This window comes from Aeromonas sp. Marseille-Q5825 (assembly GCF_946892685.1).
Classification (GTDB): Bacteria; Pseudomonadota; Gammaproteobacteria; order Enterobacterales; family Aeromonadaceae; genus Aeromonas; species Aeromonas rivipollensis.
Window position 1 is genome coordinate 54,416 of the sequence record NZ_CAMPOU010000001.1, and the last position, 24,804, is coordinate 79,219.

Annotated in this window: 20 protein-coding genes, 2 tRNA genes and 2 pseudogenes; 8 read left to right on the plus strand and 16 right to left on the minus strand. The window is 52.5% G+C overall.

Features of this window, described 5'->3' with window-relative positions; translation table 11 throughout:
* Window positions 1–392 precede the first annotated feature (392 nt).
* A complete protein-coding gene (locus OC537_RS00230) occupies window positions 393–614 on the plus strand; it encodes a hypothetical protein (RefSeq protein WP_106887714.1) in 222 nt (73 codons plus the stop codon).
* Between the two features lie 64 nt (window positions 615–678).
* On the opposite strand, the gene OC537_RS00235 is transcribed toward OC537_RS00230, so the two are convergent.
* Both OC537_RS00235 and OC537_RS00240 read right to left on the minus strand, forming a co-directional pair.
* Window positions 679–754, minus strand: a tRNA-Asn gene (locus tag OC537_RS00235).
* A 5-nt stretch (window positions 755–759) separates the two neighbouring features.
* A tRNA-Phe gene (locus tag OC537_RS00240) sits at window positions 760–835 on the minus strand.
* Between the two features lie 721 nt (window positions 836–1,556).
* Here OC537_RS00240 and OC537_RS00245 point away from each other — a divergent pair.
* Together OC537_RS00245 and OC537_RS00250 are read left to right on the plus strand one after the other, a co-directional pair.
* Window positions 1,557–2,729: a tyrosine-type recombinase/integrase gene (locus OC537_RS00245; protein WP_128273992.1), complete on the plus strand. Its 1,173-nt coding sequence runs from the start codon at window positions 1,557–1,559 to the stop codon at window positions 2,727–2,729.
* 467 nt (window positions 2,730–3,196) lie between these two features.
* The gene (locus OC537_RS00250; protein WP_262108324.1) at window positions 3,197–5,092 is read left to right on the plus strand and encodes a DUF927 domain-containing protein; all 1,896 of its coding nucleotides are present in this window, start codon (window positions 3,197–3,199) and stop codon (window positions 5,090–5,092) included.
* A 500-nt stretch (window positions 5,093–5,592) separates the two neighbouring features.
* Here the strand turns inward: OC537_RS00250 and OC537_RS00255 are convergent.
* Both OC537_RS00255 and OC537_RS00260 read right to left on the minus strand, forming a co-directional pair.
* Window positions 5,593–6,479, minus strand: a pseudogene (locus OC537_RS00255) (IS4 family transposase); the annotation flags it as partial.
* Between the two features lie 118 nt (window positions 6,480–6,597).
* The gene (locus OC537_RS00260) at window positions 6,598–7,527 is read right to left on the minus strand and encodes an alpha/beta hydrolase (protein ID WP_262108325.1); all 930 of its coding nucleotides are present in this window, start codon (window positions 7,525–7,527) and stop codon (window positions 6,598–6,600) included.
* Window positions 7,528–7,647: 120 nt separating this feature from the next.
* Between OC537_RS00260 and OC537_RS00265 the strand changes: the two genes are divergently transcribed.
* A complete protein-coding gene (locus tag OC537_RS00265; protein WP_262108327.1) occupies window positions 7,648–8,556 on the plus strand; it encodes a LysR family transcriptional regulator in 909 nt (302 codons plus the stop codon).
* A gap of 142 nt (window positions 8,557–8,698) precedes the next feature.
* Window positions 8,699–9,315, plus strand: a pseudogene (locus OC537_RS00270) (helix-turn-helix domain-containing protein); the annotation flags it as partial.
* A 614-nt stretch (window positions 9,316–9,929) separates the two neighbouring features.
* Here the strand turns inward: OC537_RS00270 and OC537_RS00275 are convergent.
* From OC537_RS00275 to OC537_RS00325, 11 genes are all read right to left on the minus strand, one after another.
* Window positions 9,930–11,372 carry a hypothetical protein gene (locus OC537_RS00275; RefSeq protein ID WP_262108329.1) on the minus strand — a complete coding sequence of 481 codons (1,443 nt, stop codon included), beginning with the start codon at window positions 11,370–11,372 and terminating at the stop codon, window positions 9,930–9,932.
* 160 nt (window positions 11,373–11,532) lie between these two features.
* Window positions 11,533–12,222 (minus strand): hypothetical protein, encoded by a 690-nt coding sequence (locus OC537_RS00280; protein WP_262108331.1) that lies wholly within the window; start codon window positions 12,220–12,222, stop codon window positions 11,533–11,535.
* A 12-nt stretch (window positions 12,223–12,234) separates the two neighbouring features.
* Window positions 12,235–12,903, minus strand: a complete 669-nt coding sequence (locus OC537_RS00285) for a TM2 domain-containing protein (protein WP_262108333.1) — start codon at window positions 12,901–12,903, stop codon at window positions 12,235–12,237.
* Between the two features lie 126 nt (window positions 12,904–13,029).
* Entirely contained in the window at window positions 13,030–13,923 is an 894-nt protein-coding gene (locus OC537_RS00290; protein WP_262108336.1) for a helix-turn-helix transcriptional regulator, read from the minus strand.
* 364 nt (window positions 13,924–14,287) lie between these two features.
* Complete coding sequence (locus OC537_RS00295) at window positions 14,288–14,716, minus strand: hypothetical protein (RefSeq protein ID WP_203762939.1); 429 nt, start codon at window positions 14,714–14,716, stop codon at window positions 14,288–14,290.
* Between the two features lies 1 nt (window position 14,717).
* Window positions 14,718–15,101 (minus strand): hypothetical protein, encoded by a 384-nt coding sequence (locus OC537_RS00300; protein WP_203762937.1) that lies wholly within the window; start codon window positions 15,099–15,101, stop codon window positions 14,718–14,720.
* Between the two features lie 584 nt (window positions 15,102–15,685).
* On the minus strand, window positions 15,686–16,927 hold the full coding sequence (locus OC537_RS00305) for a tyrosine-type recombinase/integrase (RefSeq protein ID WP_262108343.1): 1,242 nt from the start codon (window positions 16,925–16,927) through the stop codon (window positions 15,686–15,688).
* A gap of 492 nt (window positions 16,928–17,419) precedes the next feature.
* Window positions 17,420–17,854, minus strand: coding sequence for a DUF2787 domain-containing protein (locus OC537_RS00310; protein ID WP_262108345.1), 435 nt, complete (start codon window positions 17,852–17,854; stop codon window positions 17,420–17,422).
* Window positions 17,851–18,477: a hypothetical protein gene (locus OC537_RS00315; protein ID WP_262108347.1), complete on the minus strand. Its 627-nt coding sequence runs from the start codon at window positions 18,475–18,477 to the stop codon at window positions 17,851–17,853. The genes OC537_RS00310 and OC537_RS00315 overlap by 4 nt, the downstream gene beginning before the upstream one ends.
* Window positions 18,478–18,499: 22 nt before the next feature.
* The gene (locus OC537_RS00320; RefSeq protein ID WP_262108349.1) at window positions 18,500–18,802 is read right to left on the minus strand and encodes a YkvA family protein; all 303 of its coding nucleotides are present in this window, start codon (window positions 18,800–18,802) and stop codon (window positions 18,500–18,502) included.
* Window positions 18,799–19,347: a hypothetical protein gene (locus OC537_RS00325; RefSeq protein ID WP_262108351.1), complete on the minus strand. Its 549-nt coding sequence runs from the start codon at window positions 19,345–19,347 to the stop codon at window positions 18,799–18,801. The genes OC537_RS00320 and OC537_RS00325 overlap by 4 nt, the downstream gene beginning before the upstream one ends.
* A gap of 588 nt (window positions 19,348–19,935) precedes the next feature.
* Here OC537_RS00325 and OC537_RS00330 point away from each other — a divergent pair.
* Complete coding sequence (locus OC537_RS00330; protein WP_262108353.1) at window positions 19,936–20,835, plus strand: SMEK domain-containing protein; 900 nt, start codon at window positions 19,936–19,938, stop codon at window positions 20,833–20,835.
* Between the two features lie 74 nt (window positions 20,836–20,909).
* Complete coding sequence (locus OC537_RS00335) at window positions 20,910–21,344, plus strand: hypothetical protein (RefSeq protein ID WP_234691606.1); 435 nt, start codon at window positions 20,910–20,912, stop codon at window positions 21,342–21,344.
* Window positions 21,345–21,392: 48 nt separating this feature from the next.
* Here the strand turns inward: OC537_RS00335 and OC537_RS00340 are convergent, their stop codons facing one another.
* Window positions 21,393–22,583, minus strand: a complete 1,191-nt coding sequence (locus OC537_RS00340; protein ID WP_234691605.1) for a Fic family protein — start codon at window positions 22,581–22,583, stop codon at window positions 21,393–21,395.
* A 662-nt stretch (window positions 22,584–23,245) separates the two neighbouring features.
* On the opposite strand from OC537_RS00340, the gene OC537_RS00345 reads away from it, so the two are divergent.
* The gene (locus OC537_RS00345; RefSeq protein ID WP_234691604.1) at window positions 23,246–24,793 is read left to right on the plus strand and encodes an OmpA family protein; all 1,548 of its coding nucleotides are present in this window, start codon (window positions 23,246–23,248) and stop codon (window positions 24,791–24,793) included.
* The last annotated feature ends 11 nt before the right edge of the window (window positions 24,794–24,804 follow it).

Here is a 24,804-nt window from a genome sequence, read left to right on the forward strand (position 1 = left end):
GTTGCGGACCGATTGACCTTGAACTGAACTGGGATCAAGATGAGCGGCCTGCCGAGGAGGGCAGGGGAGCTGGACACAACAGGATGAGGTGGGCTCGATGAAGCCGCGATGGATAAGGTTCAGAAAGAGAAGAAAAGAGACGGATCCTGAGGGTGTGCTGCAGGCGGGGTTGCTGGTATTCAGCGCCACCTGCGGGGCGACCCTGTTGCTGGCGGCTTGTAACGGCGGCTGACAGCCATGAAAGGCCCATCCGACAGGGTGGGCCTTTTCATTTGTCCCCCTTTCCCGGCAGCGATGGACCGGCCTGGAGCCCTTTGCTGGCGCGGGTTTGCGGTAGTCAGATACCTGCTGCTATGGTCAATTTACGACGGGATCCACAGAGGGAGGCGATCATGAATAGTCGTGAAAGAGTTCTGGCTCATTTGGCCACAGATCACCGGGTTGCAGGATTGACCGCTGGCGAGGCTCTGGCCGGTATCAGCCACTCGATGAGTTCGCTTCTGCTGCAACAAGATCAGCATTTCTTCCGCTGTCATGCCGATGATCCTTGTCACGAGGTCGCCCGGGCATGTTCCGCCGGACATGTCTGGCACGGCGACGAGAATCGCTATTAGGGGATGACATTTCGGGAAGGGGAGATGCAGAAAGGCCCGCTCAGATGAGCGGGCCTTTCGAATTTGGCTCCTCCTGCTGGACTTGAACCAGCGACATACGGATTAACAGTCCGCCGTTCTACCGACTGAACTAAGGAGGAATTATTGGTGCCCAGAGACGGAATCGAACCGCCGACACGGGGATTTTCAATCCCCTGCTCTACCGACTGAGCTATCTGGGCAACGGCGCGCATTAAACCCTTTCTGGATTAGGGTGTCAACCTTGCAACCCCAGTTTTTGGCCCGTTTTTGCATAGAGTGAACCAAGTGGCGAGATACTGTGCAAGGAGCCCCTGACTCCACACCGGGATCCGGTTGTCGGCAGGTGCTTCTATCGAGGTTTTTTCCCTTTATAGAATTACCTTTTCGCTCTCTCACCCATCCCGAGCCTCCAACAAGTGAGCCCATTTTTTGTCAAAAAACGGGTGAACTAACCTGCATGTTTTTTGTGCGCTGAAAAGTTACCAGAAATTGACCAGACAGGGTTTGCTGTGTCGCTGCCTCTGTACCTCCGGTCGTCGGCTCCTCAGCGTCCCTGTGAAGAAGAGAAGTGATGGTGTTTCGGCGGGGGAACTAAAATTTATTGTGACCAAAATCACAAAATAGAATCTTGGTTACACCTTACAAAAGGGCTCAATCGACAAGCTTTTTCGGGGTGGCAAATCACGATCCCCCAGCAAATCAGGAGAGTTTGTCACGAGATTCAGAAAGTCGGTCTCCAGAGCGGGATCTGAAATTTGCCTCTGAATCGGCAGTCTATGACGGCGTTTTGAGTTTTCACACATGATAAAAATCATTAAATATCAATGCTTTTGGTGTTTTTGGTCGAGTTGTCATCTTTCGTTTTACAAGTAAGCTTCCCACGACCCGGTAATCCCGGCTGTTCGTATCAAAGGGGGAGTTGTGAAAGAGCAACTAACGACTTCGACTGCCAAGGTGCAGAAAACAACATCTCGTGGAGTGGACGGCACTCTAAGAAATCGTAAACAAACACAGGTAACTGATAAGAAGATCCCACAGCTCAAAGTGATTACATATGAATCCGGTCGTTCATATGCACGTCTTTGTTTTTCGCATCTGTGCGAGCGTTACTCAATCGGACTCGGTTGTGTGGCTGCGGTTGGATTAACAGCCATTCGTGATAATGCGCGACGACTACTGGCTGATTGTTATTCCAATCCGGAAGGATTCAGGCTGCGATACCGTGCGCTATTGCCGCTGGCGACGTATGTACATGAACGGTATTTACCGGATGTGCATATCACTCATCGCTATCCCAGAACGATTGAATCGAGAGTCAAGCCAATAGTAGCGGTTCTCGGGCATAAGCCGTTGAATCAGATCACTCGCGCCGATTTTGAGGACTTTCTGACTCAACTATCCGACACATGCTCTGTTGCTACTTGGAACCGTTATCTGGCGCAGTGCAAGGCCATAATGACGCATGCTGTTGAGCATGGAGTTCTCCCTTCGTCTCCCGCAGCAGGAATCCCCACCAAATACGAGCCTGTCCTGCCTCCCAAAGGCTTACCCGATGAGGCAGTCAATAAGCTGGTCGCTCGCTTGATGGAAGACATAGACGAGGAAAAGGCTCGTATGTTGCTCTTCCTGTTTGCAACTGGCTCCCGGATGGGAGAGGCAAGAGCTCTAAAGCTGCAAGATTGCGATCTCAATCGACAAATAGCGTACCTACCTACCAGTAAGTCTGGTCGGGAAAGGCTAATACCGCTTAATCAATTCGCGCTGGAGTTAATTCGACTTCAACTCCAGCGCCATGGCACGACTGGTCTGCTGTTTCGAGGCCAGGACGGTGTCTCTCCAATTTCAGAACCACGTCGGTATTGGTACCGAGTCTGCAATGATTGCGGACTATCGGGGGTACGCATCCACGACGCGAGACATTCAGTCGCTACCTCACTGCTGAACAAGGGCTGTTCGCTTGATGTACTGCAAAAAGTCCTAGGCCATAGCTCGCCGAGGATGACCGAGCGATACGCCCGCTACCACGATAAGACGCTGGTCAAGGCCGTCGACGCACTTCACTCCGTATGGAGCCTCCCCAACCTCACCTGCTAACCAACTTTAGGAGATGGGGGAGGGAGACTCCCCCATAGAGAATTATGCATGAACCATTAAAAAATAGTGATGGCACTCTAAAACGTTTTCTCCGTCATCCACCCAATCAGGTACGTAGACCGACGCGTCCTAGCCAGGAGGCATCTGCGCCAGAATCGATCCCTACGGTCGCTCTTGAATCGCAGCCGCTACTGTTGGAAAACACGAGCCTTGACGTGTCCCATGATGAAACTCATCGAGCGAATATTGCCCCCGATGCTGTGAGCCCATTGTCCGAACAGCACGAATGTTGTCAGCCATACCCTGATGGAGAGACTCAATATGAGCTTTTCGTTCGGCGTGAACTTCTTATGCTGGATCGATGTTTAGCAGAATGCACGCTGTACAGGGAGGGGCGTTGCTCGGTTGCCTCTGATGGGACTGTGTGTGACCCAGATGGTGTGGTGCTTTCCAGGTCTGAGCCGGAGATGAAAAAACCGGTTCATTCGATAGCTATTCCTGATGGCTTTGCGATGTCCCCGTGGGGGAAATTGGCTAGCGATCATGGCAAGCCAAAGACAATTCTAGGTAAGCCATTGCTGCCGGTATCAATACTCCGAGCTGACAGTGCAGCCGTTAGTGGCGTTCGTTTCATGTATCTGGATGAGCGGAAGCAATGCCAGCGCATCGACTTATTATTCGATAGAGTGATTCAGGACTACAAAACAGTGAGGGCTGCGCTATACCGAGCGGGGATTGAATGCCCAGGTGCACGGGAAGAGGGGCTGCTGTCATATATGTCCGCCAGCATCAGTATCCAAGATATCAGCGTGGCCCATCAGCATCTGCAAGCGGGGTTTGTTAGCGAACATCCCTGCTATGTCTGGGTAGGGCGGTCAATTTACAAAGCGGGCTATAGTGGTCCTCAGCACGAGCTGCTGTCCGCTCCTGGTGAGCATGACGCTATCCACTCGAAAGGAACGCTGCAGGAGTGGCAAGAGAACATTGCGTTGCCTGTCAAAGAGTCACGAACCATGCTCTTTGCAATCATGGCAAATCTATCCAATGTATTCATGAAGTTATCAAATACAGGGACCATGATTTTTCACTTCTATGGTGCAAGTTCTTGTGGCAAAACGACCCTTCTACAAGTGGGGCAAAGCGTGTCGGGCGTTGCATCGGATCCGAGTGGTGGACCGGCAACGGCCATCGTGAAATGGGATGCAACGTTGGTTGGGCTTATCGCCAAGTTTCAGCAACGGACTGGCATTGGCATCTGTCTGGATGAGGTTGGTTCGTTGTCTAGCCGCGATCTACTTCAGTACGTCTATGCGGCGACCGGAGGGCAGTCCAGACTGCGTGGTAACATTCATGGAACATGCGATAGGAGCCCATTAAGTTCTGTGGTTTGCGGTCTTTCTTCGGGGGAAGAGTCCATGAGGGAGAAGCTTGAGCGGAGCAAGGAGGGCACCAAGGGAGGGATTTTTGTCAGAGTGATTGATATTGAGATGACGGCGGAGGATGTCGCGCTGGCGGGTGAGAGCCTTGAGCTGACTCGTCGCCGGGTGAATGGCCTAAAAACCGCAGCTTCTCAGTACTACGGTACGGCGATGCCTGCATATATTCAGGCGCTGGTGAATATGCCCCACATCGACACCCCTGCTGATTTAGCAGCCATCTTTGCTGCTAAGCGTGAAGAGTGCCAAGATTGGCTGATGAGTCGCTCGGGATTAGAAACCCCTCCGTCTCTTTCTGATCGTGGTGCTGGCTGCTTCGCAAACGGCATGGCAGCGGGGCGATTGGCCGTTGAGTTAGGTATTCTGCCGTTTGATGTGGCGTATGTGGATAATGCAGCTTTGGTATGCTTTCGACGGTGGCTCATGTCGATGGACGGCATCATGGATGATGTCACCAGAGAGGCATTGCAGTTTATGGGTAAGGTGGCCAAGAACCAACATAAACTGCATCAAGGACGGATTGCTCTCGTGACAAGAGATGTCTGGGGGTTCACCGAAAAAGGTAGATGTTACATTCGTAAGGCCATCTTTGATGACCAAGTGGTAAGCCACCGAAAAGTTGTTAAGTGGTTGTATGAAAACAACTATATTGAACGATATGCAAAAGATCGCTATGCCAAAAACTTCACCATAGGCGATGCAGATGTACCGTGCTATTCGTTCGACTTGAACAAGTTGTTTAGTGGTGGTGATTGGCTTCCCTCGCAGCCCTCAAACGATGGTGAGGTGTGCGAGACGGAGTCATCAGCGGTATCCGAACCTCCCGCTCCGAGTTTCACCCGCAGCGCGACGAGCGAGACGGGGTGCGTGATGGTTGAGTCCTCACCAGACATGTCAGAGATACCGGTAGATGTCGAAAATTTCTAAAAGATGAAAGGGGGCCAGTGCGAACTGGCCCCCTTGCTTTGTGGGATCCGGTGGCAAATTGCCGTGGTCGCTGCACGGATACTCAGGGCTGCGAATACTGTCAGTCATGGGGTGGTTGACCGATGCTACAGCCAGAAGGAGGGAGGATCGTTTCAGAAGGCCGAGAAGGCCAGGATGATCTTGTTGTGTAGGTTTGGAGGGCGGTGAGGCCAAAACGGCTCATTGAGCCGCTAAACGGCGATACGGGTGTCTCGCCGTGAGGGAAGGTACCGATGCTGCGCATTGGCGTGCTCCCAGCCGGTCTCTTTGCAGATCAGCTGGTGTTGTCGAACGGTCCAAAAAAGGAGGCCAGTGCCGACCGGCCCTGACCTCTGTGTTTTCCGCGCAATGGAGTTGGACTAATGACAGACCCCCAGTTTATGCCATCAGTATCGCATTCCAGACTGCGATTCATACCATCCATTTTCAGCAACATAGTGTCTAGAAAACCCAGAGGGATTCACCTGCTCTGCTGACCATGCCGCTCGCGGCAGGTTCGTCATCCACAGACAGAACCGCTTTTCCTCGGCAAACCAGCGCCGGATCAACCGGTACTCCACCTTGCCGGACTTCACCACCATATCCAGCACCTCGGCCCGACAGCGTCGCCGCCCGGCCTCTTTCAGTGACAGCCCTGCCAACTTTGGCACTTCCCGTCCATCACCGCGCCAGGCTTGGATAATCTTGGGGTTCAGGCTTTTCGTGCCCCGGACCAGATAAAATCCGCCGGCGTCGTTCACCTGTTCGAACCAAGCCCTGTCAATGTAACCTGCGTCAGCCAGCAGCAGGCAGTTGCCCAGCGTGTGGGCCTCAGGCAGAAATTGCCGTTCTCCTGAGGTATCGGCAGACAGACTCATGCACAGCGGGCTCTGCTCCGACAAAGACATGGTCATATGACACTCGATAGCCGCCGGGCTAATGGTCTTTAACCGGCCGGGAAAGTCAGCAGCCAGGCGTCGGTGCACCGCAAAGGAGGTGCCATCGTACAATAACACCTGCTTGAACGCGCCGAGGGAGACCGATTTCAGTTGAGGCTGGATCCGCAAGGCGATGGCCCGTTCGACCAGCGCTTTCATAAACAGGGCAAAGCTCTCTTTGCGCTGCTGATTGTGAAATGGTTTGTAGGAAACCTGATGGGCTTTCGTCAGTTGCAAGACATTGAAATGATGGTGCAAGCCGGCAATGTCATTGACCTGGTCGCTCCCCATGGCGCGCAGCAGTGCAGGGACGAGCATGGCGGGGTAATGGCGCGCTGACGCAGGCAAAACTTGCAGAGCCGAGCAATGCGCTCGAGTACGGCGGGAGCCAGGAGTTGCTCCAGATAGTGATTGGCGGTGATAATGGTTATAGGCTTCGCGCGTGTTGATTTTGTTTGGCGATAAAATCAGATCACAAACGAAGCCTTTTTTATATCTATTTCAATTGGTTGCCGCTAAAGATCCTGTACATGAGTTCATCATTAATGATTACTTCGCTGCATCCCGCAGAGCGTGCTTCATAAAGACGACAGAACTCTCCAGAGCTTGCACCGCTTCTGGCTGCAGCGTGGAGAAGAAATGCCAAGCGTGGCACATGCCCGGCCAGACTTCCAGATTTACGCGAACCCGGTTATCACCCAGATGAGTCGCGAGCCGCATCGCGTCGCTCAACATTAGTTCATTCTCGCCAATCTGAACCAGAACCGGCGGCAGGCCCGTCACATCGGCAAACACTGGTGATGCCATTGGATGATTAGGCAATGCATCGCCGAGGAAGGTGCGTGCCAGAAAATCCAGACCGGCTTTGGTGTTCAGAGGGTCAAGGCCTTTCCTGTTGGTCATGGAGACGCCAGTGTGCTCAAGGTTGGCCCATGGGGAAATAGAAACACCGCCGGCTGGGAGCGGAAGGCCCTTGTTGCGTGCAGCAACCATAACGGTAACAACCATCGCGCCGCCCGCAGACTCGCCTGCCAGCATTATTTTGCTGGCGTCAAAGCCCTGTTCAATCAACCACTCATACGCACGAACAGTATCGGTAACCGGTGTAGGGAAAGGGTACTCCGGCGCCAGACGGTAATCCGGCATGTAAACCCGTGCGCCCAGCATGCTGGCGTAGTTGCCACCAATACCGTGATAGCCGGCCGGTTCGCCGACAATATAGGCCCCTCCGTGGATGTACATAACGATTGCATCGGTTTCAAGGTTGTCGGGAGTCACTAGTGTTCCCGGCACCCCCCCCATGTCGACCTCAGTAAAACTCACACCGGCAGGTGCAGGATTTTTAGCCAGCATACGGGTATAGGCCTCACGCACCTCACTCATAGGTGTTACGGTATCCTCACCCGTAAGGATTGGCCCCAGACCGGCCAGACTTTCTGACCATTCTTTTACGGCTTGTTTGGTTTGTTGATTCAACATTAGTCTTCCTTTTACATTTGCTTCAAAATAGAACGGAAGCCTATTTTATATAAACATTTGGGGAATGTGATTCCCATATCAGGGTACGTTAACGCCCGTATTAGATGAGAAAAATAAAGTATGGAGCTCAACAGCATTGGTGACATCGCAGCATTTGTCGCTGCTGCAAAAGCCGGGAGTTACACCCACGCCGCGAGTTCCCTTGGGCTCTCACGTTCTGCCATTGGTAAAAGTATTGTCAGGCTCGAAACACGTATGGGGGTTCGTCTACTTAACCGTACCACCCGGAGTCTGAGTCTCACCGATGAGGGCAGAGTCATGTTTGAACGTTGCCGCCAGATACTCGATGACCTCGAGGAGGTCGATGCAACCATGGCCATGCGCAGGGTTAAACCAACGGGGACTCTCCGGCTGAGTGCGCCGCTTTCTTTTGGGCAGCGACATATCCTTCCCATACTGGATATTTATCTGAAAAAGTGGCCGGAACTTCGTGCCGAGGTGTCCTTTAGCGACAGGTTTGTTGACCTGATAGAAGAAGGCTTTGATGTTGCCATTCGCATAGGTGAACCTCGCGATGACTCACGCATTCTTACACGAACCATTGCTTCGCAACATATTGTCACTTGTGCATCACCCGAGTATTTAGCTTCCCGAGGCATTCCAGAAACACCCGCAGACTTAACAGAACATGACACGATCTTTCTTCTGAGTGCAGAAAAGAGACGCAGTTGGCGGTTTGCGACCCCGGAAGGCACTTTTGTTTATGAAGGACCTGGTCGGCTTAACCTCGACAGTTCGGAAGCCATGCGGGAATCGGCTATTTCTGGATTTGGTATCGTTCACTTACCGACCTATTTGCTTGGTGAAGATTTGCGTAGCGGTAAATTGATACCTGTGCTTGAGAAATACCCTTTCCCTCCTGAACCTATTCGGGTCATTTATCCCAGCAAAAGGCACTTATCCCCGCGAATTCGCGCCTTTATTGATCTGCTTGTTGAAAGCTGGGAACAAGGATTACCCTGGGAGTAATTCTCTGAAAATGATACTCGTATTACTGGCTACTTGATCCAGGAGATGCCTTCAGGTGTTACCGCTGAGGTAAAAATGACCCACTAACGCCGAAGCAATGTTGACCCACCTGGGCCAATCTCGCAGTTTTTGAGCCGCCCCTATATTGACCCTGGTGTTATCACTGGAAATCGGAGTGTTGACCCGTCAAGGCATGAGCATCCGGGCTATCGCCTAGCGGTTGAGGGTGTCCCATAACACCGTGCGCAAATATCTGCACAACCCGGGTCTGCCAACCTATCCCTACCGGGCTTCTCGCCCGACCAAGCTGGGCCCTTTCAAACCCTATCTGCAAGCGCGCATCCAAGCTGCCAAGCCTTATTGGATACCCGCGATAGTGCTTATAAGAAACTGCGTGAGCGTGGCTACTGCGGTGGGCTCTCCCAGCTCAAGGCCTTGCTATCACCCCTGCGCCATGACTCGCCGAGTCCGGTCGTCCGTTTTTAAACGGTACCCGGTCAGCAGATGCAGGTCGACTTCACCATTATTCGCCGAGGCAACCGGCCCCTGAAGGCCTTTGTCGCCACCCTGGGATTTAGTCGGTCCAGCTATGTCTGCTTCTTTGAACATGAGCGCAACGATGCCTGGTTAACCGGGTTGCGCGAGGTTTGTCATTTCTTCGAGGAGGTGTTATTCGATAACGCCAGCACCATTATCCGGGAGCGGGATGCCTATTGTGAGGGAGAGCATCTCTGGCATCCGGCCTTGCTGGCGCTGGCCTAAGAATTCGGCTTTTGCCCCCGGGTCTGCCTCCCCTACCGGGTCCAGATTCGCCGATCTCGAACGAAGGTGAAGTGTGCGAGACTGATGCATCAGCGGCATCTGAATCTCCTACTCCGAGCTTTACCCGCAGCGTTACGAGCGAGACGGGAAGCGTAATGGTTGAGTTCTCACAAGACATTTCAGAAATATCAATGGAAGTCGAAAAGTTCTAAAAGATGAAAGGGGGGCTGTGCAAACTGGCCCTCTTTGCTTCATGGGATTCGTGGCTGATTGCCGTGGTGGTAGTGTGGCTGATCGAAACTGCGAAGATTGTCAATCGTGGGGTGATTGACCGATGCTGCAGCCAGAAGGAGGGAGGATCGTTTCAGAAGGCCGAGAAGGCCAGGATGATCTTGTTGTGAAGGTTTGGAGGGAGGTGAGGCCAAAGCGGCTCATTGGGTCGCTAAACCGCGATACGGGTGTCTCGCCGTGGGGGAAGGTACCGATGCTGCGCACTGGCATGATCCCAGCCGGTCTCTTCGCAGATCCGCAGGTGTTATCGAACGGTCTAAAAAAAGAGGCCTGTGCCGACTGGCCCTGACCTCTGCGTTTTTCCGCTCTATGGTGCCGGATTACTGACAGGCTCCCCAGTTTACCCCGTCCGTGCCACATTCCAGGCTATGAGTACCGTCCGCATAGGTTGTCTGCTTCTGATAGAGGCCGCTGCTGTTGTAGCTGGTTTTGATGGTATTGCCATTTTCACTGGCCGTCATGTTCTTGACCCAGCTGGCCGCATCAGGATCTTGGGATGGTTCGTCATACTGATAGGGGAGGGCTTCAAGAGCCGAAGTGAACTCACCCATATTCAGGGTAGATAGCTGGCCTTCCAGACCGACCCAGTCGTTCAGGAAGCTGAATGCGCCCGCCTGTCGGTTATAGGTGAACTGGGTGACGTAGCTCAGATCGTTGGCGTTGTAGCTGATGACGGCGTAACGGTGGGTGATCGCTGCTGCCATATCGTCAGGAGCACAGTCGTTGAAGTTCTCTGCCGATGCATCGGCCAGATTTACCAGTGAGTACGTCTTATCGTTTGAGCGGGTCGAGAGGGTTTCCTTGATATCGCAGCTATAGGGGGTGTTATCCCCATTGCGCGACTCAAAATCGTAGCGGGTTGTGTAGGTGTAGTTATTGCCTACCACTTGGCGCTCTTCGCCATAGATGATGGTCTTGATGACTTGTGTGAAATCATCGCTCACCTTCACCAGCTCGGCGCTACTTTGAGTCCCCCGGTGCAACAGGGTTTCACGATACCAAGCATCCGGGTAAGCATTGTCCTTATCGCGGTTATCCCCCTTGTGGTAATCGACATAGACAAACTTGGCGTCCGGGTGTTCCCGTTTCAAGGTTTCTGTCTCGGTGAAGGACTGCTGCAAGCCGCGTACGATCTCCTGGGCCAGCGTGCCTGTCTCGCTATCACCGTTGGCGATGAAGTCCGTATACAACTTCTGCTCGGAGATGTTGTAGTGACTGACAACAAGGCTGACGGCCTGCTTCATCGAGGCGATCAACTGTTCCTGCTTTTGCCGGTTCGCCATGACGCTCTGGCAAGTCGTCTGTGATTGGGCTGCCAGCTCACTTTCTACACTGCTCCATAGCACCGTGGTCAGCGGCGTCACATGGTAGACCTCATCCTTGGTGATGGGGGCAAAGGTGGGAGGAAGGACCATTTGATAGGCTTCTGTCACCGGGCCAAGATCCAGGTCCACGGCATCCACCGGTACATCGACCACCAAGGGGGCGTATTGAGCGCAGGTTTGCAGGTCTTCCGGCAGCTCCAACCGATAATCACCGGCATCATTGGTGGTTGTCTTGGGTTCACCATCATCCCACTGACGGTTGAAATTGAGATCGAGATAGACGGTCGCGCCTTGAATGTATCCATCAATCGCCTTTCCTGACATCGCCAAGGAGGCACTCGGTGGGGTTGGACTATCCGTGTTTCCACCGTCGCTACCACCACCGCCACAGCCTGACAACGTAGCCATCAACATCATGGCCAAGGGGGTTTTCTTCATTGTTAGTTTCCCGTTTATTATTGGTATGCGATAACGCCCAGAGCATGGTCCGTTATCATCGTGATAATTTTATCTCGGTGTACGGCTATAAAATGTTGATTAGCCTCTGATTTATGAGTTTCTATTCACCGAACTTTTCGTTTGTTTCGGCTTCAGTGCATCAAGGTGCAGACAGTTCTGTCTCGCACACGATGACTTCGCACTCTGATGGATCGGGGAAGTCTCCGCCTTCGTCGGTGACATATATCTTGTCGGCATGGACGCGGTAGTTACCCGCCGGGGTCAGCAGTGGGTTTTCATACATGCCCTGATAATCGACGGAGACAGCGGTCGCACCATGGGATCTCAATGTGACGCGTCCATTGGGGGCGATAGTGATGGATTGTTGAATCCCATTTTCACCTCCGAAGTTGAAGTACCGAGTTCCCGTGAACGGCAGCTCGACTGCTTGTTGCTGTGGATCTCCTGTATGGTCGGTACCTCTGGCGCTCTGGCACATTTTCTCTAGCAGAAGATCCAGCATCCCCTCTGGCTGTGGTCGTCCGTTAATCTCCAGCGCCTCCACAGAAAAACCATCGTCTTGCATCCAGACCTGCACCATGGCCCGTGCGGGCTGACTGGCATAGGTGATGGTGCCGCTGACATTCACCAATTTCCGACCATCCGCCGCTTTCCCGCCGGTCCACTCGGGGTCTTCGAAAAAGCTGTTGACCATCTTCTCGACGGAGATGTTCGGGCACATCTCCAGCTCGCTTTCCTTGAGGGTTGCCACATCCAGCAGGCTGAGCAAACCGGCCTGAGCGCCTGTCGAGCAGAGCATCAGTAAACCAGCGGCCATTTTCATCTTCATGGAAGGCACTCCTCACCACACCCATGAAAACGCGGATATGGGGCGGTAGTTATAGCGACGGTCAAACTCCTCCTGCGTCAGGCACAAAACACGGATGAACTCGATCACGGACAAGATCAGGGGAAGGCCGGTGGTGCAGAGTGCGAGATAGATAAGCCCCCAGCCCCAGTTTCCGGTGTAGAACTTATGCAGACCAATGCCGCCGCCCAAGAATGCGAACACAGCGGTGAGCCCCTTGCGCTTGCCACGGTGCGCAACGGTGTTTGCGCCGTTTAGCTGTGCCTGCGGGGGAGTGGTCGCGGTAGAGGGGGGCTGGGAGGATGTTGCCACCTCTTTAATCGGCCATGCTGCGATATCGATAGGCTTCAGCAGCTCATCCGTTATGGCTCGGGCTTTCTTCTTGGCGGCGCCGAAGGTATCGATGGCATCGACAAACGAGCCATTGAGGGTGAGCTGGATGGTCTCATTGCCTTGAGAGGCGAAATTCACGGTGATACGCATACCGAAAGGGTTAAAGCCATATTTCCATGCGGCTTCGATCCTGCCTTGGGTGCGCTCGATGGTTTTTAACGTGCCGCCCTGGGCTTGCAAATGAGCAGCGACATGCTCGAAGAGTTGCTCATAGGGACTGGTGGAGCAAAGAGTGTTGTCGGACACTTTTTGCAGGCTGATGGTGTTCATGCATGACTCCTTGGATATCGACTGCGGGATGGTTGACGACAATGTGAAACAGCGGCGACAGGTGGTGTCGCGGCATGTCAGGCGCTGTCGCCAGATGTATAAACTGGGATCTTTGTCACAAATGGGTCAGGGCGGATCCTGACTCATCAGGGTCAATAAATGGCGCAAATCGCGGACGATCTGCTCATGGATAAATCCGGGCGAGATCACGGTGAGCCCCGGCATCCAGGATTTGATGACAGGCAGAATCTGATTGGCATCGAGTACGCGACTGCTCAATAACAGCGCACCGTCATCCAGGGTTTTGACAATCTCCTGCTCGGGCAACAACGGGCGATGCTGAAAGTTGATGGCGATGGCGGCACTGGCCTTGAGGAGCACCTCGATCATGCCGGAGCGCCAGAGTGTCGGATCGGTTTCTATTTGCCGCTGAATCAGCGCATCACGGGTAAAGGTCTGTTGCGATAGCTCAACCAGTGCGATGTTGCTCAGCGGATAGGCTTGCAAGCGCCCCTCGCTGACGCCGACCAAGTGCCAGGTGCCCTTGTAGTTGACGAGCTGATAGGGGCTAAACAGTTGCTTGCGCTGGTCTTTGGTGATGAGCCAGCATTGCAGATGCTGGGTCAGGGCCTGCTCTAATACCGGTATCTGGTGGCTCAGTGAGTCGGTGGACTGGGCGTCGAATCCCTTGATAGCGAAGAGGCTTGGGGTGCCTCTTTCCAGCAACTGTCCCAGACGATGTTCACTGGCGCGGGGGAACAGGTCGGTGATACCCAACTGCTCGGCCAGCTTTCGCAGCTTTCCGTCGTTCTTGTGATTGAGGAACCCAGGATCCAGCCAGTATTGCTGGTTGCGATGCTCTATCGGTAGATAACTGAGACGTTGATTGAAATCCCGCTGCAGGGTGCGCACGGTGACGTTGTACTCGGTGGCCAAATCACTCAGGTGCAGCTTCTCACCGCTGTACAGGCGGGTGAGGAGCATACCGAGGCGCTGAGCAATCTTGTCGTGTTCGTGCATACCATCACAGAAGGGGGATAACCGTGTCGCGGATTATCCAAACAGGCCGCGACACGGCGTGACGAATTGGATTGCAGGCAGTTTTTCGCAAAACCCATCATCGGCGATGGGTTTTTGTCATCAATAGAGGGGTTTTGTTATCAACCGGCGAGAAGCGATTGAGCGGGCCAGAAAGACCCGGTAGGAGAGGTTGATAGGACCAAGAAAGTGCTGCTGGGTTGCTTAGAATCAATACCGGGCGTGAAGACCTGCTGATCATGACTGCTATATTGTCAACATCAGATTATATAGATCCACCCCGGCACTGGGTGTGCTTTTGATAATTGTTTAATGAATGTCTTGGAGTGCCGGGAGGAATCCAACATCAATTATTGCTTTTTTCATTTTTAGCACTGTCGGATATTTGTGTCATTATTTTCATGGCTCCTTGCTCTGGGGTGATTATTCTATTTGAAATCAGAGTTATAATTACCAGGAAAAAGGCCAAACCTAAACTTACTGTATTGCTCTCAAATCTCAAATGTACACAAACACCAACCCATGCAGCGCAAAGAAAACAAGCACCAAAAACAGCTAGAAACAAACTTTGGTTTTTTGTGTTAAGATAGATTGACACTGCGCAAAATAAAATAAATGTAATTACAGAGCCTATTAACCAACCCAAGTGAAGTTGTTTTTTCTCTGGAAATAGGAGTGACCAATCGAAATTGCTATCCTTTACTTGACCTTCTATTTTTTGTATGGCTTCACTGGCTTGGCCAAGGGCCTTTAAATTCTTCGCAAAGTCTGTCATATCACTTTACCTTTGCGTGAAATACTGAATTTATATCTTTTTTAGCATCTGATTCAGACCAGTGTTCATCATCACCCTTAATTACAAGGATGCGGTTGTCTTCCAAAGATATATTAGTGCCTGAGAACTTAATGTTTCCTAAATCACCGGATATAAATTTCTGAGGGATTTTATTAAGGATGTTATTTACATTAGAGTAAGATTGGTCGAATTTAATCTTCTTGATTTCTTTTTTATTCGTTCGGTCAAGTTTGACCTCTACAACCCCCCCATTGGATTTGGGGGTGTAAATAACAATGTTTACCTGAATGTCGGAGCCTAATCTAGGATTAAGCTCACTAATTAGTTGTGTCGCGTATTTGTTGATTTTTTCTTTCTTGTTCATATGAAGCCCAGTAGTCGGTAAAATTTTGATAATTTACTATACAGTAACTAGCCATCTATCCGTAAGTTCGTTGACCACCCCCTCTATAGGTCCTGATTACTTTTCGGTGAAGACTATGTACGGTATCTACCATTGAATGTGTTTTGTTAACGTTAGACATAGCTATCATGACTAAACTTCAACTTCAACTTCAACTTCAACTTCAACTTCAACTTCAACTTCAACTTCAAGTCTGCTTTTTTGTAGCTCTACATTTCACTAGAAATATCATATCGTTAAGGCATCCGATCCGTGTTCACATAGGCTCTTTGTCTTCTGACTCTCAGTGGATATATTTTGCAACATGAATCCAATATAGAGAAGTAATGCCCTAAGTATTTTACTTAGTCGTCTGTGTGATCCTGCGATAAGTGGTGTGATCAGATATTGGATTTTGTTATCTGTGAAGGAGACGTTATTGAGCGGGCCGGGAAGGCCGGTCAGGGTAGGTTGTCGCTGTTGGTGAGGAGGACGGGCTAACACCGCGCCTCGGGCGGCTAAACGGTGATATCGGTATCTCACCGCTGGATGAGATACCGACATATCTAGCTGGCCTGAACCCACTCGCCCTCTTCGGGAAGCGGCTGCGGCTTGGATGGCACTGAGCTGGTCAGGGCATCATGGATGCAGTTGGCTATTTTCTGGCTGGTCTGCTGCATCCGAGTGTTATGCAGGTGAGCATAACGCAGTGATGTCTGACTGCTCCGGTGTCCGAGCTGGGATTGCACATCAAACAAGGTGCCACCGTTGGAGACAATCAGCGCCGCAACCGAATGGCGACAGGTGTGCAGGCAGACTCCCTCCTTATCTATACCAGCCCGCGCCAGCATCCGCTGAAAACCCTTGGTGGGATTTTGCAATGGCTGCCCTTGCCGCTTGCCTGGAAACAGGTAGGGATTTCCCTCTGTCACCGGTAAGTAGTTCAACAGCTCCACCGCCATATGGTTCAGGTGCAACACACGGCTATGGCCGTTCTTGGTGTGGGGAATGTATAGGGTCTTGTCCTCCTTGTTGTAGTGCTGCCATTTGGCCCTTGCCAGCTCGGCCCGTCGCAAGCCGGTGAGCAGCAACATCTTGACGTACTGACCGGTATAGAAACTCTCATGCTGATCGGCAGCCCGGAACAGGCGGCGGATTTCATCTGGGGTGAAGTAGCGTTCGCGTCGATTGTTCTCTCGCAGTAACGACACCAGGGCTGCGGGATTGTCCTTGATCAGTCCGGCACGGGCCGCCCAGGTCATGATGGCCTTGAGCAATGCTAATACTCGATTGCAGGTGGCCGGGGTGAGGCGCTTGAGCAACATCTGTTGCATGTTCTGGATGCGGGTGACGGTGATCTCTTCCGGGATCAGATTGCCGAAGATTGGCCGTAGGTGATTACGGAAGCGATGTTCATCCGTTTTCCAACTGCGATTTCGTGATTGCAGATAGGGGAGATAGTCCTCCTGAAACAAATTGCTCAGGGTCTTCTGGTTGCGCTTGTCCTCCTTGGCCTGTTGCGGGTCAATGCCTTCGGCGATCTTGCGTTTGTAGTCGAGCGCGAGCTTGCGAGCCGCGCTGACATCCAACGCGGGATAGTGCCCCAGGGCAATGGCCCGCTTGCGCCCATGTATCTGATAACGCAGCAGGAATTTGCGACGCCCCTCCCCTTTGCCAACCAGACAGCGCAGACCGGTCACGTCGGTATCTGAATACTCCGCTTCGGTACTGCGAGCGTCATCGGGGTTAGGGGGCAGATCGGCAATCCGCCGATTGGTGAATTTAAATCGGGTAGGTGTTTCGTTCATGGTTCGCTCCTCAACATATGAGCTGGTTAGACACGGCAAAGACCTCCTTCACAGTGGGAAGGATGTCTAATCCCCGTCTCTGGCTTGGCGATTGAAGTGGTCGTTGCTCATCGCGCCTTGGCCTGGCTGGCCCGGCACGATGACAACGCGGGAAAGGTGAGTGAGCAGATGGCCGCCCCGGTCGCTACCCGGTCCGATCCCGTAAAAATCCCACCGCGCCCCGTGTCCGCCCCGCACGAACGGGGGAAAACGGGGCTGGTTTTTCCCTTTGAGTGATTGGGCTTTTCCATCTCAACCCCGTAACCCCGCGAAATGTGCGGGAGTAATGGGTGAGTTAATGAATTGGTCGGGTTGCCCCGCGCATTCACGGCGAGCCCCGTGCCCGCCCCGTGTGAGCGGGGGGAAACGGGGCTGGTATTTCCCTTTTAGTGATTGGGCTTTTCCATCTCAACCCCGTGAACCCGCGAAATTTGCGGGAGTAACAGGGGGGGATTATTCAGTGGCTACCCTGATCGCGTAGACACCCAGCGACAGGTAGGTGAGGAAATTGCCCTCCCATAATTCATAGAACTCACCCAGCTCAGACAACGGCACCACATGTGCATAGGCAACCAGCCCTTCCTGGCTTGAGAAGTCAAAATCGACCTCCTTAGCCAATTCGGCATAGTCACCCATGCCGACATAGGAGAAGTCCGTCATATAGACCAAGGACCATAGATTTCCTCGGCGTTGCAGACGGATTTCCACCGGATGAAAGCCACCGGTTTCCGGGCCATAACCCGGATCACGAAAGTTCATCGTGACAGCACGGGCTTGTGACCATGTGGGATAGTGCTTGTTCAGCAGGTCGGTCAGACATACCGCGAGCCGGAGTGAAACCGGCAAGGGGAGCCCCTGCCAGTTCAGTGCTATGCCACGGTTGCTCATGGCTTGGTCTCCTGCCCGGCTACCGTGTCGCCGGTCTCAGATCCCGTCTCTGCCCCGGCCTCATCCATCTTGTCTGACAAACCGGCCTGGTCGTTGGCTGTTTCCAAAAATGGGGACTCATTGCCTCTCTCGATGGTTATCTCATCGAGCGTGTCATCTTGGTCCTTCTGCCCCTTGGCTTTTCCCTTGCGAGCCTGTTTATCCATATTGGCCGGTTCATCCAACTGTGCTGACCAGTCGCTGAGAGAGAGACCGACCCGGTGAAACGGCGAGTTGGGCTCGGCGGCGACCAGTAACTTTTCAGCCCGCAGGATGGCGGCGAGGAAACCGTGGTTATTGGCACTGCCTCGAACAAACAGCGCCTTGAGTGCCACCGATTTGAATGGCGCATCCTTGAGGATATCCAGCAGTGCCAGGATGTCATCAAGCGATAACCAGTGCTTGCTGAACAGGCCGCCCGTGTCGTTTGCGGTAATGCGAAGGGCATAGCGACCTTCATCGTTCTTGCCCACGTCGTAGTGCAGCAAACCACTGGCCCGTGCGCTGATCTTCGGGGCCTTGGCGGATTTAATAACAGTCCAGACCGGAGCAGCAGAGGCTGCCGGTTGTGTGGCTTTAGCCATGTTGAAATTCCTTCTGAAGGGATTACTTGAAGAAGTCAGCCGCTTTGCTGCGATGACCTTGATGGATGTGACTGCCTAACGAGGCAATGGCACCGCTAATGACCCCAAGGTCATCGGTGAGACCGACGCCGGGGATAAAGTCCGGTACTGCATCGACCGGACAGAGCAAATAGGCGAGTGCGCTGACCACGATGGTCTTGACCCACACTGGTGTCTGCTCGTCGGCCATCAACAGGTAGAGCAAGACGGCCTGCTCAATTAGCAGCTTCATGCCCTTGATATGCTTGAGCTTGGCGAGTAACGAGGAGCGGTTGATCTCGGTCATGCGGCCCACTCCCCATCCCACTCTGACGCCAGCGCCAGACTGACCTCGCCATCGCAGATATCCAGGACCGGACCCGCGTTCCGGGCGGTGACGTTGAGCAACTTGAACACCGGATGGTCTTTATCGTGCAGCGCCACTTGTGTGCCCTCCAGAGCAATCCAGCGCTCCGGTAACGGCAACCAGTAGACGGCCTGCTCGGCGCTGTCCGTGGTGAAGCTGCTGTCACCCATTTCCCAGACCTCTTCAAAGATGCCGTTGTCCAGATCATTCGTGGCCTGACCGGAGAAGCGAGCAATCGACAGCACCAACTGTCCTATCTGAGTAGAGGGCAGTTGGTGCAAGGTGTAGGTATTGGTGTGACTGAAGATGGCAACCAATACCGGCAGACCGGGCATTGGCAACGATTCCGGTACATAACGACCGTGGATGCGGATGGCTTTGACCAGTTGATGATGGCGTAGCAGTGCCCGCGACAGGGTATCCAGATAATCCTGGGTCGCGTTTTTGCCTTCGCCAATGGCATCGAATAATGAAAGTTCAGACATGGATGTTCTCCTTGGATGTTCCCGGACCGGAATGGTCATGGGTTATCCAGGGATTCATATATGTTTGAGGATTGGGCTTTTACGGGGAGGGGGGGAGCAGGCAATCAGGATGACCAGCAATTGATAGCGGGTGAGCGGTGGTTTTGAAAAAGGCCAGCAGCGAAAGTGAGGGCTTCCCCTCTAATGCGGATTAGTTTGTTGATCTTGCTCAGAAAACTACAATTTCCCTCTTTTGTGTCATCTATCTGAAGCGCTAGGATAATCGTTTGGAACTGCCTCTCCTGAATCACTTATGAGCCAGGCTGGAGAGCGCCCGAGGTAAAAAGCAGCAGACTGAAGGCTGTAATTCAGGGGCGGTAGCTTAGGCACAACTCGGGGGCCATGCGACCACGTTGGGAGGCCGCGATTATCCCAGTGGACTGATTACTCCAGCAAACGAACGCCCGGCATCTCGTCAGGACAGCAGTTGACGGTTTTCCAATCAAGCCAGAGGAGGCCTAACAACTGCTTCAAATCGCTCGCTTCGCTCATTGGGATGGGCTAAAGCCCGCCCCTTAACCAAACGTTAGAAACCAGGCAGAATTTACCGTGATTGATGCACTCATCAGAAACCTACAAGCAGATATCGCGCTGCTTCAAACCTACATTGTCCAACGCCAAAAGGCTGGCTTCCATGACATGGAGCGGATGCTTGAGGCATTATCCATTCATATGTTTCGTGCACTCAGTATTGGGGAGTTAGTGAACAAGAATCAGCTAGTGGTTAATTTTCCCGCAATTGACTTGGCGGACGACAAAAAAATGATTGCCGTTCAAGTTACGTCGAATGCGAGTCCGGCAAAGATCGACAAAACAATCAAAGCCTTCGAGAAAAAAAACGACGCTGGCGTTAGCCTGAAAGATAGCTACTCAGCTCTTTATATATTCGGGTTCTGTAAGTCATCAAAACACCCCGTCCCAACCTACTGCAAAGTCATTGACCCGAGCTATTTTATTGGGGAACTTTGCGACAAGGCGGATGAAGATCAAATACAAAACATGCTAAACGCTGTGCGGCGGCATCAAGATTATTCGTCATTGCATCCTTGGAATGATAAGGACTCTCTTGAACTCATTCTTAATACCATTAATCGCAACGCAATCAAGCACATGATGTCATGTGAAGGAAATATAACCGACATGACCCAAGGACTCCGAGAAATATCCGAGTTGATTTCTAAGGGGGCCATCCGAGGAAAAGAACGGGCAAAATCAATATCTGACTTCGATGATCAATCTATGATTAAATTCCTCCGGGATGTAATGGACGCCATCTCTGACATTCAAGCGATAGTGAACAAGTCAAAAGTTGGTCAGGGCGATTTTGTGGCGATTGATTACGACGGAATGATGAAGATTGATGAATTAAAAGTACAGATTTCTAAAAAATCTTCTGATATAGCCAAATTGAACCAGATCGACATCGAGATCAACCCAAAATGTTTCTAACATGGCGCTCAACCACGCTCCCTTTGGTCGCTTGCCCTTGCCGGTTAGCTCTACGTATGCACAAGGAGGGCTAGATGCAGTCGAGAATACCACTGCCTACTGACAATATTTTTAAGTTTTACGCACTCTTTGGACTGCTAATATTGTTTACAACGGGAGTTATGTTTTTCGTCAGGCATGAGCAATACAATGCTATGGCTTTTGAAAGATACATACCAATAGAGACTTTGAAGGCGAAAAAATCGCTAACAGAAGATGAAAAGCTTGAACTGTTTTTACTCGAAGAAAAGTCAAAAATCGCAAAATCGAATAAGGATATTGAGCTTGGTCTATATCTAACGGGATTTTTCTTTTTTGGTTGTGGTTTTACTGCGTATGGGTTCTATCATTGGCATACCAAAATTCAACCAAAGCAAGACAGACTTTTAGAATTACAAGTACAAAAAGCGGAGAATGAAGCAAAAGCATTCAACAAACAATTGCATCTGACTCGTTTCACTCGCCGCTGAATTGGGCGTTAGGCCCAATGGTAATCCCCCCGAAAAACAATGTGGGGATTACCATGTAATCTTGATCTGATAACGGGTATTTCTACCTCCTCCAGGCATTTTTTCAAGGCAGCCTTTCTCTAACAAGTCGGCCAGATGGCGTGTCGCGGTGGCTTTACTGACCTTGGCAACCTTCTGATACTGGCTGGCGCTGATGCCTTGCAGAAAACCGCTCTCGCCTCCGTCCAGCATCCTGTTCAACACCTTGATCTGCTCGGCACTCAGCGGCTCGCTGCCGTGTTGCTGCCAGAAACGGCTCTTGGCCAAGGTACGGGTGATCGCTTGTTGGGCCTGCTCCAACGTGGCGTTGAGCGTATCTAAAAACCAGATCAGCCAGGCCGTGATATCCAGTCCGCCTTTCTGGGTTTGTTCTAGCACACGATAGTAACCGGCTCGCTGTTCGAGGATCGCCACCGACATGGCATACAGGCGGATGCTCTGGCTATCGGCCTGAGAGAGCGCCAGATCGGTGAGGGCACGGGTGATGCGACCATTACCATCATCAAACGGGTGCAGGGTGACAAACCACAGGTGGCAGATGGCGGCGCGCAGCAGTGGATCCTGGCCGGGGTCGTCCAGGCTGGCATTGAACCAGTCGATAAAGCAGGCGAGTGCCTGCTCCAGACCCTGGCGTGGCGGGGCCTCGAAATGCACTGTGGGCCGATCCAGTCGCCCGGATACCACCTGCATCGGCTCTTCACCGCGTAGCTGACCCACCCGCACACGCTGTAATGTCCAGTCGTCGGCAGGAAACAGCCAGTGATGCCATTGCAACAGGCGCTCCAGCGTGAGCGGCTGATGCCGATTGTCGATGGCATCGAGCATCATGGCTGCCAGGCCTTCGGAGCGATCCGAGATGGGGTAGGGCTGTTCTTCGGATACGCCGAGGCGACGGGCCAGCGATGAGCGCACCGATTGGGCATTAAGCAGTTCATCTTCAATGGCCGACGAGGCGAGGATATTCGCCAGCAGGGTATCGAGCGCCTGGGCTTGCTGCGTTTGCGTAGAGCCGTGAACGGAATGGGTGCCGAGCAGGATCCCCAGATTGCGTTGCGCCGTGCGTAGCCGTGGCTGTAGCGGTTCATCTTGCCAGCAAAAGTGTGGCCAGCCCTCATGTTGCCAGATCCAATCTTCAGCCATCTGCTTGCCCATCCCCTTATTGTTACAGGTCACGTCACCGATGAGCCGAATCGAATGCATATTTGGCTCAGTATGCGAGCCAAATCGGATGCGTATTTGGCTCACATGGTGAGCCGATAATAACGGGGATTCGGCTCACGACACAACGGGTATCACGCAAGAGTTGGCTGGGAGGGAACGCGTTGTTCGTAGGAAGTGGGGGTCATTGCAGGGGAGGGGGCATGCGTATCTTGCCATCTGAGACTGGATTCTTATGGGGCCTAATTTTTGGGGGTATATAGAATTACTTCAAGTACTTAAGCAAAAGGCTGCATTGAATTCTCGTATGAGGCACAATAAGCTGCGACATTAATTGTCGGACATCATTTAATGTATCTGCTTGATCGCGTGGATTTTTCTCAATGGTAAGGCGATTAGGTATTTGGATAAGCAGGCCCCTGCTTCTGCAGAAACACACTCGCAATATTCGCAACAAAAGAAACGATTTTTCGATTGCTTTTCTTGGGTCTATTGCAGTTGATATGACCTGCAGTAAGTGTCTGTGCAATACAAAAATAAGACTAGCTCCGATGAGATTGCCGATGCACCGGAATCCATTATGGAATCGTCTCTCCGCGTCATACACCGAGCGCTGCTCGCTGGCTTTCGGTGATTTGGTGGGCTGACAAGAAAGCTAGCTATTCAGGTAACCATAACATTTAAAGGGATAGTGAATGATTAGGATGCATAAAGCGAAGCCAACGGCAGTGGCAATCGCTATCACCATGTTGGTGACTGGGTGTGCAACCATCGACAAGCAAGTGGCCGAAAATGATAGCTGGGTCAGCTGTATTGGTGGTGGCTTACTGGGGGCTGTTGCTGGCGCTGCGATCGGTGCCACCCAGGGCGGCAGCGACAAAGTGCTCATCGGGACTATCGCTGGTGCTGCCGTCGGCTGTGGTGGTGGCCTCTGGTATAAGAGTCGGGTTGACCGGCTGGAGAAAATAGCCAAGGAAGAAGGTCTGAAAATGCAGGTGCGCGAATTGCAATTGGCAGCAACGCAAGCAGACCAGAAAAAAGAAAGCGAATCCACCGCTGTTGGCCTGGAGGCATCCCTTGAATATGCCGAGATGTTCCCTGTGGGCTCTGCGACCCTCACCACGGAAGGTTCTAGGAAAATGACTCGCGTGGCGAAAGAATTCGCTAGCAAGCGCGAGCAAGAAACCAGCAAGCCTGCCAATGAGCGCAAGAAGGTGTTGGTTGTCGGCCACACCGATTCGGCTGGCTCTGCACAATTCAACCAACAACTATCCGAGCAACGTGCTCGCGCCATGGGCCAGATCTTGGCCGCAGCCGGGGTGTCTCGCAGTGACATCTACTACCAGGGGGCAGGCTCTTCCCGCCCTATCGCCAGCAACGAGACTGAACAAGGCCGAGCACAGAACCGCCGAGTCGAGTTTGTTGAGGTGCAAAATGAGGCACTGCTAGTTAAGCGAGTGCAGGAAGACCGTGCTAGTCCCAGATATCTTGCTCATGGCACTGGGACTGTCGCTAAGCAGGCATCGCCTGCCACCAAAGCGTCAGTGACCCAAACGACGGCAAAGAGTCCTGCAGCGAAAACCCCGTCCGGTCCGGTCGCCGGCACCACGCCGGCCATTCCGAATGCCCCGTCTGAACAGCCTTTGGCAAATGACCTTTCCCCGGTAAAACTGGCTGGCAAAGGGATCATCGACTTTGGCGGCCAACCAGTGACCAATATTAGCTCTCCCCTGACAGGCAGCATTCAGCCAAAGAGCTCTTCCTTCTCCATTATCAGTAATGCCTATGCCAGTGCGCCGATTAGCTCATGTGTGGGTGATTTGCCTCGTGTCGAAGGTCAAGTGAAAAACCTTGGGAGCGACCAGCCACTTGCGGAATATTCGACTGAGGAGTATTTGCCCGGCTTGAATGGCAAACCTTGGGTTGCTGCCGTTAATGGTCATGTGGCTTCGGTGGGGCCGGTTGCGATTTTGCGTGATGAGGCGAAGGTGTCCCAGCAACCTTTCATGCAATTCATCCCCAACTACAAGAAATCCAAAAAGCAGACCGAGAAGATCCAGGCTGTGGCCAATACCTACGAGGGAGAGACTCAAATTCTCTATCGTGTGTTCGCTGCCAATCAAACGTCCTCGCCAGTGTCTTGTATGGACATTGTATTTGACAAACGTGCTGGTACTGCCGTTGCGGGTGAAATCTACTATCCAAAGCAGGGTGAAGCCTACGTGGCCCAATACTTGCCCAAGCGTCGTTAAGGGAACTAGAC

What these genes read in the sequence shown, in the direction of transcription:
- OC537_RS00310 (WP_262108345.1), bottom strand. Translation starts at nt 17,854, where the DNA reads ATGAGCAACCGTGGCATAGCACTGAACTGGCAGGGGCTCCCCTTGCCG.
- OC537_RS00300 (WP_203762937.1), bottom strand. Translation starts at nt 15,101, where the DNA reads ATGAACAAGAAAGAAAAAATCAACAAATACGCGACACAACTAATTAGT.
- OC537_RS00290 (WP_262108336.1), bottom strand. Translation starts at nt 13,923, where the DNA reads ATGCACGAACACGACAAGATTGCTCAGCGCCTCGGTATGCTCCTCACC.
- OC537_RS00285 (WP_262108333.1), bottom strand. Translation starts at nt 12,903, where the DNA reads ATGAACACCATCAGCCTGCAAAAAGTGTCCGACAACACTCTTTGCTCC.
- OC537_RS00295 (WP_203762939.1), bottom strand. Translation starts at nt 14,716, where the DNA reads ATGACAGACTTTGCGAAGAATTTAAAGGCCCTTGGCCAAGCCAGTGAA.
- OC537_RS00275 (WP_262108329.1), bottom strand. Translation starts at nt 11,372, where the DNA reads ATGAAGAAAACCCCCTTGGCCATGATGTTGATGGCTACGTTGTCAGGC.
- OC537_RS00325 (WP_262108351.1), bottom strand. Translation starts at nt 19,347, where the DNA reads ATGTCTGAACTTTCATTATTCGATGCCATTGGCGAAGGCAAAAACGCG.
- OC537_RS00230 (WP_106887714.1), top strand. Translation starts at nt 393, where the DNA reads ATGAATAGTCGTGAAAGAGTTCTGGCTCATTTGGCCACAGATCACCGG.
- OC537_RS00315 (WP_262108347.1), bottom strand. Translation starts at nt 18,477, where the DNA reads ATGGCTAAAGCCACACAACCGGCAGCCTCTGCTGCTCCGGTCTGGACT.
- OC537_RS00250 (WP_262108324.1), top strand. Translation starts at nt 3,197, where the DNA reads ATGAAAAAACCGGTTCATTCGATAGCTATTCCTGATGGCTTTGCGATG.
- OC537_RS00345 (WP_234691604.1), top strand. Translation starts at nt 23,246, where the DNA reads ATGCATAAAGCGAAGCCAACGGCAGTGGCAATCGCTATCACCATGTTG.
- OC537_RS00265 (WP_262108327.1), top strand. Translation starts at nt 7,648, where the DNA reads ATGGAGCTCAACAGCATTGGTGACATCGCAGCATTTGTCGCTGCTGCA.
- OC537_RS00320 (WP_262108349.1), bottom strand. Translation starts at nt 18,802, where the DNA reads ATGACCGAGATCAACCGCTCCTCGTTACTCGCCAAGCTCAAGCATATC.
- OC537_RS00340 (WP_234691605.1), bottom strand. Translation starts at nt 22,583, where the DNA reads ATGCATTCGATTCGGCTCATCGGTGACGTGACCTGTAACAATAAGGGG.
- OC537_RS00335 (WP_234691606.1), top strand. Translation starts at nt 20,910, where the DNA reads ATGCAGTCGAGAATACCACTGCCTACTGACAATATTTTTAAGTTTTAC.
- OC537_RS00260 (WP_262108325.1), bottom strand. Translation starts at nt 7,527, where the DNA reads ATGTTGAATCAACAAACCAAACAAGCCGTAAAAGAATGGTCAGAAAGT.
- OC537_RS00305 (WP_262108343.1), bottom strand. Translation starts at nt 16,927, where the DNA reads ATGAACGAAACACCTACCCGATTTAAATTCACCAATCGGCGGATTGCC.
- OC537_RS00280 (WP_262108331.1), bottom strand. Translation starts at nt 12,222, where the DNA reads ATGAAGATGAAAATGGCCGCTGGTTTACTGATGCTCTGCTCGACAGGC.